This is a genomic window from Mucilaginibacter sp. (assembly GCF_025362475.1).
Taxonomy (GTDB): Bacteria; Bacteroidota; Bacteroidia; order Sphingobacteriales; family Sphingobacteriaceae; genus Mucilaginibacter.
Genome location: NZ_JANYGH010000066.1, coordinates 1 through 11,020, shown reverse-complemented (window position 1 = coordinate 11,020; position 11,020 = coordinate 1). Strand labels below are relative to the sequence as shown.

Sequence of the window (11,020 nt, the reverse complement as noted above, 5' to 3'; positions counted from 1 at the left end):
AAATATGGCAGGGGAAAGATAATGAAAATGAGGTCAGTCATTTATTCAAAAGAATGCAGTTAACATCCCGCTGGGCAACAGCTTCCAGTTTCAGAATACTGGTACTGAGCCTTTGAAAATATTGATCACTAATATGCCCAAATGGCCGGGAAGGGATGAGGCGGCAATGGTGGAGGGTATTGGAAATAAGTTTAAGCAAACGAACTTCAATTTGGGTCGTCATCAACAAGGATTTAAAAACGAAAAAATAATTGTCAATAAACCTAAAATTAAAGAACATGGACGTAGGAGTTGCTACACTATTAGGGGCAATAGCCGGAGGGCTTGTTGGATTTATAACTGCAAAAATGCAATTTCAGCAAAAAAGCGATGAATTACTCCTTATCGCATTGGAACATCTTGGCGGTGGTTCACAAGAGCGAAATGTCGGTATTTCAGCAATTGAGCTATACTGGAATAATTCCCGGCACAAGGATGTTTGTTTGTCTTTATTAATAGGATCAGCCATTTATTTGCTTAGGGATTCTAAACAGGACGATAAGGATATCGAATTATATAATCTTGAGCGCATAATGACTTTCATATCGGATCAGGAATATTTGAATAAATCCTTAGTAATGGATTATAAATATCTTCTTGATGCAGTGGAACAAGCCAAAAACCCCAAAAGCGAAAAAAGTTTAAAGGTAAAACCTGAGGATCAGAGCAAATGGCAAAAAAGCCTCGCGGGGATTATTGCAAAAAGTCCAAAGTAAGGCTATCGAATAAAGATTCATAGTTAATATATAAGTGAAACGATAATAATTAATCAGCCTAAATAATGAACAGCACTTTGATATTCGGAACATTGGGAACTGTGGTAGCCGGAGTGTTAACCGCAATGATCATTTATTGGTTAAAAAAACCATCGGTTAAGGACAAAGACAGGTTTGAGTTTTACCGCGTTGTTTTTAACCGTCCCGCCTTTAAAGGAGTATTTACATGGCGTTGTAATATGGATGAATACGTTGAAGCACTCGATGAAACCATGAAGGCCCTAAATAGCGGGTACTTTGCAACTTTCAATGATGAACGTAATGTAAAAAGAGCCATAAGTGAAATAAAAAATGCTGAATGGAAAGCTACGATGGAGAACATTACGGGTTACCTGCAGGATATTAAGCAGGTTTTGAACAGTAACGCCACGCCATTTGAGAAAGCAGCGGAGATCGATAAGCTTAGGGACAGAACTATTGCCGATATAAACAAAATATTCAGCGAACTTAAGATCGACCCCTTGAAGATCCCGACAAAAGTAAAAACTTAAAACGAAGCATTTGGAACAGGAAATTAAACATTAATACCATATCAGTTAAAATCACCTACTCAAAAAAATCTCGTCATGTCAAGGCATATCATCACAGCAAAAGGCAAAGTAATCAGTAAAGCTGATCAATCTGCCATCCCGGGTCTTAAAGTAGAAGTATGGGATAAGGATCTGATTTTTGACGACCTGGTGGGCGAAAGCATAACGACCGATGAGGGCTATTTCGAAATAACCTTTACCGGGAAATATTTCCAGGAGCTGTTTTTTGACAGGAAGCCTGATCTGTATTTTAAAATACTCAGGGATAGTGAATTGCTGCATAGCACGGAAGATCATATTCTTTGGAACGTCGCGGAAACAGATATAGACGTGACCATTGAAATAAATGAGCCGGGGGTAAAACCAGCACAGAAGCAATCAAGATTTGAAATATCCGGGAATGTTACGCATACCAATGGCAATAATGTTCAGGGTATTGGGGTCCGGGTAAGTAAAAAACTTTTCAAGACAAGCGAAAGCTTAAAGGAAACAAAAACCGATGCTGATGGAAATTACTCCCTGTCCTTTACACTAAGTCTCCATAATGAAGCCATTATTATCCAGGTACTGGATGCGGATTCAAAAGTACTTGCATCGTCAGATGTGATTTTCAGGCCACTCTCAAAAATTTCACAAGATTTCACAATTGATGACAACAATTATAAGGGTCTCACCTTGTTTCAGCAATATCGCCAGGTATTGCAATCTTATTTGGAGGCGGCAGGGAACAATCCATTTAGCGATGATGATATTCGTTTTATTGCCGGGATAACGCAGCTTGATATTAACGAAATAAATAATTGGCTATCAGCCAATACCCTTGCGATAACCACCGTCATAACTGCCGAGGCATTATATGGTTTTTTTACGGAGGGCGTTACAAGTACTGTTGATGGTATAACTTTAATTGATGTTACTGCCATTCCGGACATCCTTAAACAGGCTTCAGATGACAACGCAATTTCGACGGACATCCTGAAAAATGTGGCTGCGATCATACAATCTTGGAAAAGCTTCGCAGGCCGGCAAACATTCAATGAAAAAATTCCTGGTACAGATGCCTCTGTTGGAAATATTATCAACTTAGCGATAGCTGATGAAACAATGCAAGCCAAAATCCTGGATGCTTATATTAACAAACAGGGAACTACTGCAGATTTTTGGAATAACCTTAAAAATGTAACGGGTAGCCAGGCAACAGTTGATAAATTGCAAACTACTTTGCAACTGGCCACGTTAGCGGGTTTTCAGCCAGAAGTAACAAGCGCGCTTCTTGACGAGGTTAACAAAAGCGGTTCCATACTCAGTATTGCACAATGGGACGTAAAGGACTGGACTGATTATATAGCTAAACTTTCAGCATCAGCAGAGAAATCTGTTGTGCCTCCATTTATACAGGATGATACCGAAGCAGCACGCGTAAATAGCTATGCAACTATCATGACGCAAACAATGGCAATGGCGCACCCCACCCAGGCATTCCTGGGGCAATTAACAAAGGATGCTCCTGCAACGAGCGCTTTTGGGCGGACAGACATGGTAAGTTTTATTAATAACAATTCGTTCTTTGACCTTACAAAAACCCCAACATTCGGGTTAAAAAGCAATGATCAGACTTTAAACTTCAACGGAGTTAAGGACCGGGCGGCTTTAATTTCAGATCTGCAGAGTGCACAACGGCTGTTTGTTTATACAAAAGACTATAACGCCATCAATACCTTAAAAAATGATGGTATCAGTTGTGCCAAAAATATAGTGCAGCTAACCAGTGGTGAATTTGTATCAAAATATGCCGGCGTATTGGGTTCAGCTCAAAATGCACTGCAGGTTCATTCACAGGCTCAACAGCACCACCTGCGTACTTTAAATTTCTACCTGTATATGCGGGAAAACCTGAACCCCATAATTACACCTCAGCCAGATCCTTTTAATATAATTAATGGCGGCGGCCAAATAGTAGTGGCGGAAAATGATACTATCAGTATCCCTGATTTGCGAACCATGTTTGGCAGTTTGGATACTTGCGCCTGTGAGGAATGTACATCCGCTTACAGCGCTGCCGCCTATTTTGCAGATATTTTAAATTTTCTTAAAAATGCAAATGGGGGCGCCGCTTATGCGGCACTTACCAACAGGAGGCCAGACTTGTTAACTATCGAACTTAATTGCGCTAATACAAACACTATATTACCCTACGTGGATTTAGCAATTGAGTTGATGGAAAATTATGTTTTGGCGCATACCGATCCCGCATTTGTAGCTCCCGGCTATCAAACAACCTGGCAGCCTGAAGAGCTTGCTGCTAATCCCGAGCATTTGAACCCAAAGGCTTATATTCCGCTTACCGCAGCCGTATATCCGCACGTGCTGCCTTTTGATTTCTTCCTCGAAGAAAGCAGGGTTTATTTGCAGCATTTAGGGATAAAAAGGGAAGAATTAATGAAAGTATTTTTCCATGGTACCAATTACGATGCTTTTAAAGCCCCCCTTATTGCTTATGAAAGGCTGCTGTTATCGCCCGGAGAAGCAAAGATAATTAACGGGGACACTAAAGGTTTGCCCGGAGGCGGGACCTGGAATTTTTATGGCTTTGATTTGCAGGTAAATTACCATTTACCATTAGTTGACCCCGCCACCACACAACATAATTTAGATAATACTATAAATTGGGATGACGCATTAACAGGGCGCATAGATGTTTTATTACAGCAAACCGGGATAAGTTACATTGATTTGCTTGCCTTGCTTAATTGTTATTTTATTAACCCCTTGATTGATTCAACGAAGGCTGACCGTAAAATAGCTATTGTACAAACGGTTTTTAAGGATAGTGATAACAATGACATCTCAAAAGACACCTGTGAATTGCAATACCTTGGCCTTCGTCAATACCAGGAACCAGTAGCAGCCTTTGTTATTTACGATCAGCCGGTAGACACTTCTTTTTTTGAACACGCACATCGTTTTATCCGCCTATGGAAAAAATTGGGCTGGAAAATGTACGAGCTTGACCTGGTTATTAATAACGATATTAATTTATTACGAATTTCGCAGATCGAATACCTGTGCAAACAATGGCGCTTGCCTGTTGATGCAACCGTGGCATTATGGAGTGGGATAGGCACAACTAATTATATTGATTATTACCAGGATAATAATATACCCATACCCTCCCTATATCAACAACTTTTCGTGAATAGTACCATTTCGGGCAGCCCGGTTTTTCCATTAAATCCTGCTGATTTTGTTGCTCTTGGGGTCGAACTCACTGATTCAAAATATTTGCCAACTATTTTGGCTGCGTTCCAGGTTAATGAAACAGACTTTGATTATCTAATACAGTACTTAAAAAATGAAGTAAGAAGCGACTTCGCAAACACACTGATAACTATAAATAATCTTTCCGTGCTATATCGTTTTATAAGCCTTGCCAATCAGCTTGGTTATAGTATGAAAGAATTCCTCACACTAAAATCGTTATTAGGGATTGATCCATTTGCCGACGATATAACAGTTGTGCCCGCTATTTATACCCCCTTCAACACCTTCAAATTTCTGCAAAAGACTGATATAGCTTCTAAATCAGGCTTCTCGGTATATCATCTCAACTACTTATTATATCATATTATTGACGTAGAGACGCCAATAGCTCCACAGGATGCTGATATAAGTACTTTTCTTCTCCAGTTACTCACTTCAGTTTTACCCCTTTTGCAGGCATCGGGGAATGACATCTTCAACGCGATAAAGGCAGATACCAAAGCAGTACAGGATGCGCAAAATCAACTTAATGCCGAAAATGCCAAAGCCTCTCCAGATCCAAAGGCTGTCAACTCAGATCAGGTCGTGTTAGACACGGCTAACGTTCAACTAAATACGGACCTGGTTCAGTTGAACAAACTAAGAAATACCATCATACAAAAGTTTTCAGAAAAATTGAAGATCAGCGCTACGGCAGCAAATATTTTAATGGGTCAGACACTGGTTAGTAAAAAATTTGGTGCGGGTAGTTTTTTGGTTGATGACTTTCTCGATCCTGATTTTCTGGTCGCGGATTTTATTGCACCCAATTCTGCAAAAACAATAACGCGCGGTGCGATAGCGGTATTGCCGGCGAATTATTCTTTTCCCAATTCGCTTTTTGATGATTATATGCAGTTAGACAAGTTAGCTGCAGTTATTAATCAGCTCAAATTAACCGATGACCAGCTGTTGTATATACTTAAAAATGCGGCGAATTTGGGCTGCCTCGATTTAACTACCATACCTCCTATTGTTTATCCCGGAGCTGCATTGAAACCCTCAGGTGCTATTTTCGATAAATTTGAAACACTTGTTAAGCTGATACAGGCTCGCAACCTGTTGACATCGCCCAAAAGAAACATTTTTGATATTTTAAATTTTGCGATATCGGCCACCGATCAAAATGCCTGGACAGATAGTTTGGTTGCAAATACAGGATGGGACAGCAGTGCTGTAAAAATAATTATAGGCTATCCCGCTTCGCCCGGGATACCGGCCTCCCCTGGCCTGTTAAATGCCAAATTCCCTGCTGATTATACAAACGGCGATATCATTCTAAAGATAAGAAATGGTCTTTCAGTTCTTAAAAAGGTCAGCTGCTCTGCCGATGTAATAACCGCACTCATACAGGGGCCTGATGTTGCGGCTTCTACTGCCGTAAAAAATGCGGCCAAAGTGAAATATAATAATACACAATGGAAAAAAATCGCAAAACCCTTACGGGATGTATTGAGAGAAAAACAAAGAGAAGCTTTGCTGGCCTACTTAATTTCGCATCCCGACCCTGCATCAACCGGATTCAACTGGAAAAACGCCGATGATGTTTATGGATGCCTTCTCACCGACATGGAAATGAAGCCCATTAATCTCACGTCGCGCATAAAACAAGCAATATGCAGTGTGCAGCTTTTTATCGACAGGGTATTGCTTAACCTTGAAAGCGGGTTAAGCCTTTTATCTGAAAATGTTAACGAATGGAAACAATGGCGCTGTTTATATCGTGTATGGGAAGCTAACCGGATGGTGCTTTTTTATCCTGAAAACTGGATAGATTATACATTGCTGGATTTGAAATCTCCATTTTATAAAGAAATGGAAACGGAGCTTGCACAAGATGAATTGACCGCCGATAATATTGAAGATCTTTTCAATAATTACCTTGAAAAGCTGGACGAGGTAGCCAGGCTGGAAGTTACCGGATTATATCATCAGGTAGAAAATCAAGGGACACCTGATTCAACAGATATATGGCATATATTTGGACGTACACCCAGCCATCCTCATAAATTTTTTCACCGCACATTGGAGAATGGTTTGTTTAACCCATGGGTTAAGCTGAATATCGATATTGATGGCGATCACATGGTTCCTATCGTTTTTAATCGTAGATTATGTTTGTTTTGGTTCTTTTTTACCAAAAAGACCGAACAGAGTGCTTTAACAATACCGGGTTCTGGCGGGGGTACATTAACCCAGAATCCTAAATATTGGCAGATACAAGTAGCCTGGAGTGAGTTCAAGCATAATAAGTGGACGCCTAAGAAATTATCCAAGCAATTCTTTACATGCCCTACAGTTCCAATAGATGATTCCCTGATGGATGCTTACAAGGAACAAACGTCAATAAGGGCGCATTTAGATAATGACAAACTCCACATATTAGTGGAAACCCAGGATCATGAATATTTTTATGAATTTGTTTTTCAAACATTAAATGATGATCCGCAATTATTGACGGATCAAGCCAAACCCTATACCAACGCCCTCAATATACTTTATTATCAAACAATAACTTCGGCAAATTATGTTCATGATTCTCCGTCCAACACCGACCTCATGAATATGATGTATACGGAGCGTTCAAATAACGATATTTTAGAAATTGACCCTGGAACGACACGTAACCCGGGAGTGGCTTCAGCAACATCCCTGACCCTTTTTGATCAAACACCGAATGGAATTTTCAAGCTGGTACCACCATCAGATGAGCCGACCCAATTCAGCGGACCCTTTATGTATCAGGATGCAGTAAATTCATTTTATGTAGAGCAATATCTTCCACCAAATATTGTAAACTCTAATGAACTCGAGCTTTCTCCCGCACTGTTAGCAACTCTACTGAGTCAATTGTACCCTGTAAAAATGGCCATGTCCACCCATGTACCAAAAGTGCTTTTAGCACATCAAAACGCATTGGCAAACAATGATTTGACTATTCATAAGGTGGGACACCCAAAGAAAAAAAAACCATCAAAGGCCAAAGTTATAGGTGTAAGGTCTGTAACGCGTAACAGGTTTACATTTCATACCTTCTATGATCCTTATGTAAAAACATTTATAAAAGAAGCAAACAAAAATGGAGTAAAAGGACTGTTAAAACGTAATGTACAGGGGCAAGCCGATGCAGTTAATTTTTCAAACTACGCGCCGAATCTCGGCATCGTTTTCCCGCCTGTAATAGAACCCGACAATGCTTTACCCGCTGGAAATGTAGAGGTGGGTTTTACCTGGACCAGGCCAGGCGGCATCGGTGACGCCTATGCCCAATATCACTGGGAGCTGTTCTTTTATATCCCTATGCGGGTATCTTATGCCTTATTCCTGAATCAGCAATTTGATGATGCGCGCAACTGGGTGGAATATGTATTCAATCCTACCAACAGCGAGAATAACTCTATTCAAAGATTCTGGCAATTTCTGCCCTTTTGGGATGAAGCAGGGCAAACCGGAGCAATGAACACATTAGAACAATTACTAAAAAAGGAAGCCGATATTAATGCCCAGATACAGGTTTATATGACTGATCCTTTTCAGCCGCATGCCATCGGGCGCTTGCGTATTACTGCTTATATGAAAAATGTGGTAATGAAGTATCTGGATATTATAATCGCCAAGGCTGATAATCTTTTCCGGAGTGATACAATAGAAAGAATCAATGAAGCAGCAAATCTGTATGTACTAGCTTTAACGATACTTGGTGATAAACCCCAAAAAATACCGGCAAGGGCTGCACATCAAGACTATACAGCAGGAGAATTATTGGGTGCACCAGGTTTGAACGGCCTCACCGACCCATTAATAAATATTGATACTTTTATAGCCCCTTCGGCCGCAGGTACATCGGGTTCGGGCTCCGGCGCTATACCCGGTGCCGGCGGTTCAGCCGGAGATATGTTTTATTTCTGCATACCAGGCAATGATTATATTTTACAATATTGGAATACTGTTGCCGATCGCTTGTTCAAGATCAGGAACAGTATGAATATCGAGGGTATAGTACGTACCTTGCCTTTGTTTGAACCACCTATTGACCCTGCTTTGCTGGTTCGTGCGGCGGCGGCAGGCATTGATCTCAATAGCTTGCTCAATGACATTTCAGCATCGGCCACACCTGGTAATTATCGTTTCACCTTTATACAACAAAAGGCGCTTGAGGTTTGTAATGAAGTAAAAGCGCTTGGCTCCTCTCTTTTGCAGGCACTTGAAAAACGGGATGCCGAAGCTATTGCCCTGCTTCGGTCGGCACAGGAACAACAGCTATTACAGGCAGTTTTGATGATCAAACAAAATCAGTTGGACGATGCACAAATTATGCTTGACAATGCTAACAAGGCCCTTGAAATGGCTACCTATAAGCAAAAATATTATAGTAACAGACCCTATATAAACTCCTATGAACAGCAACATTTAAACTCTATTAAAACAGGCATTACACTAACAATAGCACAAGGGGCGACCAACCTGATCGGCAGTGTATTAGCTCAGATTCCGGACATTAAGCTCGGGGTGCCAACTACCGACGGAGAAACCTATGGAGGGAGCAATTTAAATAACCTGATGAGTTTGATGAGTAATTATTTAGGTACCATTGCATCTGTAAACAGTGCCCAGGGTTCTATGGCAGCCACGATGGGAGGATATGACAGGCGCAGAGACGATTGGAATTTCCAGGCGCAACTGGCTCAACTTGAAATTGATTCGGCTAATAACAGCATACTTTCTGCCCAGATTAAGCTGGCCATAGCGCAAAAAGACCTGGATAATCAGCAATTACAAATAGATAATGCTGCCAGTATAGATGATTTTCTTCACAATAAGTTTTCGAATCAGGAACTTTACGACTGGATGGTTGGACAAATTTCCTCCGTATATTTTCAAAGTTATCAGCTGGCATATGATATTTCTAAAAAGGCCGAAGCCTGTTATAAATATGAATTAGGTCCAACTTCCAATTCTCCTTCACTGCCATTTATCAAATTTGGATATTGGGACAGTTTAAAAAAAGGTTTATTTGCTGCAGAAAAGCTTGCATTTGACCTAAAGCAAATGGAAGCCTCCTATTATGAAAAGAATGTAAGGGAATTCGAACTGACCAAACATATATCTATAGCCCAATTAGATCCCCTGGCATTGTTGACATTTAAACAAACCGGCGAGTGTATGATTGATTTGCCGGAAGAAGTTTTTGACGTAGATTATCCCGGTCATTATTTTCGCAGAATAAAATCTTTGAGCGTTACTATTCCATGCATTACAGGTCCTTATACAACACTAAGTTGTACGCTAACGCTTACCAGGAGTTCTGTTCGGATTGATCCTTCGTCCGCCTTACCTTATGGTAGGATTGCCGGATCAGATACACGGTTTAGCGACGATAGTAGTGTTGTGACCCAATCTATAGCCTTAAGCCATGGTCAAAATGACAGCGGGTTATTTGATGTAAATTTCAGAGATGAAAGATATCTTCCGTTCGAAAATGCTGGTGTTGTAAGTTCCTGGTACCTTCAATTATCCTCCGCTTTCAGCCAATTTGATTACAGTACTATTTCAGATGCGATATTCCATTTTAAATACTCCGCACGTGATGGCGGATTGGATTTTCAGAAAATAGCTAAAGATTCTGTTACGAGCAATATGCTGGATTCTACTAATCCTAAAGAACAAATATTTGTACGCCTGTTAAGTTTAAAGCAGGATTTTCCTAATAATTTTTATCAATTATTAAATCCCTCAGCCGGGAATCCGCAGCAAACCACCCTATCGTTAGGGCTCAATAATTTCCCTTATTATGACAATAAAGCCATCAACATAGTTAAGATGGCCGGTTCACTGGGGCAAGTTTTTATAAAACCCAAACCTGGAGTAGCAATCGATGCCGGAACAATTGTCAACAATGTTCCATTAGACCCCCAATTTGATTTGCCGCAAAATACAGGAACCGATATAGATGTAATAAAGGGTATGGATTTCACTATTAAAAAACTTTCTGCTATAACAAGTACAAACAATTTGCAGGTTCCGGTAACTATACCGCTTCTTGCCGGGACAAATGCCATTGCATTAGATAAAAGTGTGCTGGAAGATGTTTTTATAGCTTTAAATTATAAAATAGGATAAGGAAAACAGGGAGAGGTAACTACTTTAATATTAAAAACATGAGGAACCTTATCAGGGCTAAAACCTTTAATGAACACATATTTCTACTTTATTTTATTAAATGCATGTATTTGATTGATTATTCCGGGGAAAGTATACCACCATTCCGCTGCAAAAGGGGCCAGCGTTTTAAGGTGTAAATGAGCAGTCAAAACTCCATCACCACTAAGCAGTATGATGTGCAATAAACTTAGTGATTTTTCTTATTCCGCATAG

The 11,020-nt window shown here is 40.3% G+C and carries 3 protein-coding genes; all 3 read left to right on the top strand.

Going from position 1 to position 11,020, the window contains the following annotated elements:
* Positions 1-278: 278 nt before the first annotated feature.
* Complete coding sequence (locus Q0R88_RS23100; protein WP_295720784.1) at positions 279-755, top strand: hypothetical protein; 477 nt, start codon at positions 279-281, stop codon at positions 753-755.
* A gap of 65 nt (positions 756-820) precedes the next feature.
* Positions 821-1,306, top strand: coding sequence for a hypothetical protein (locus Q0R88_RS23095; RefSeq protein ID WP_295720783.1), 486 nt, complete (start codon positions 821-823; stop codon positions 1,304-1,306).
* Positions 1,307-1,381: 75 nt separating this feature from the next.
* Positions 1,382-10,765, top strand: a complete 9,384-nt coding sequence (locus tag Q0R88_RS23090; RefSeq protein ID WP_295720782.1) for a neuraminidase-like domain-containing protein — start codon at positions 1,382-1,384, stop codon at positions 10,763-10,765.
* Positions 10,766-11,020: the final 255 nt, after the last annotated feature.

Coding starts and splice junctions, on each gene's coding strand:
- Q0R88_RS23095 (WP_295720783.1), top strand. CDS start 821: ATGAACAGCACTTTGATATTCGGAACATTGGGAACTGTGGTAGCCGGA.
- Q0R88_RS23100 (WP_295720784.1), top strand. CDS start 279: ATGGACGTAGGAGTTGCTACACTATTAGGGGCAATAGCCGGAGGGCTT.
- Q0R88_RS23090 (WP_295720782.1), top strand. CDS start 1,382: ATGTCAAGGCATATCATCACAGCAAAAGGCAAAGTAATCAGTAAAGCT.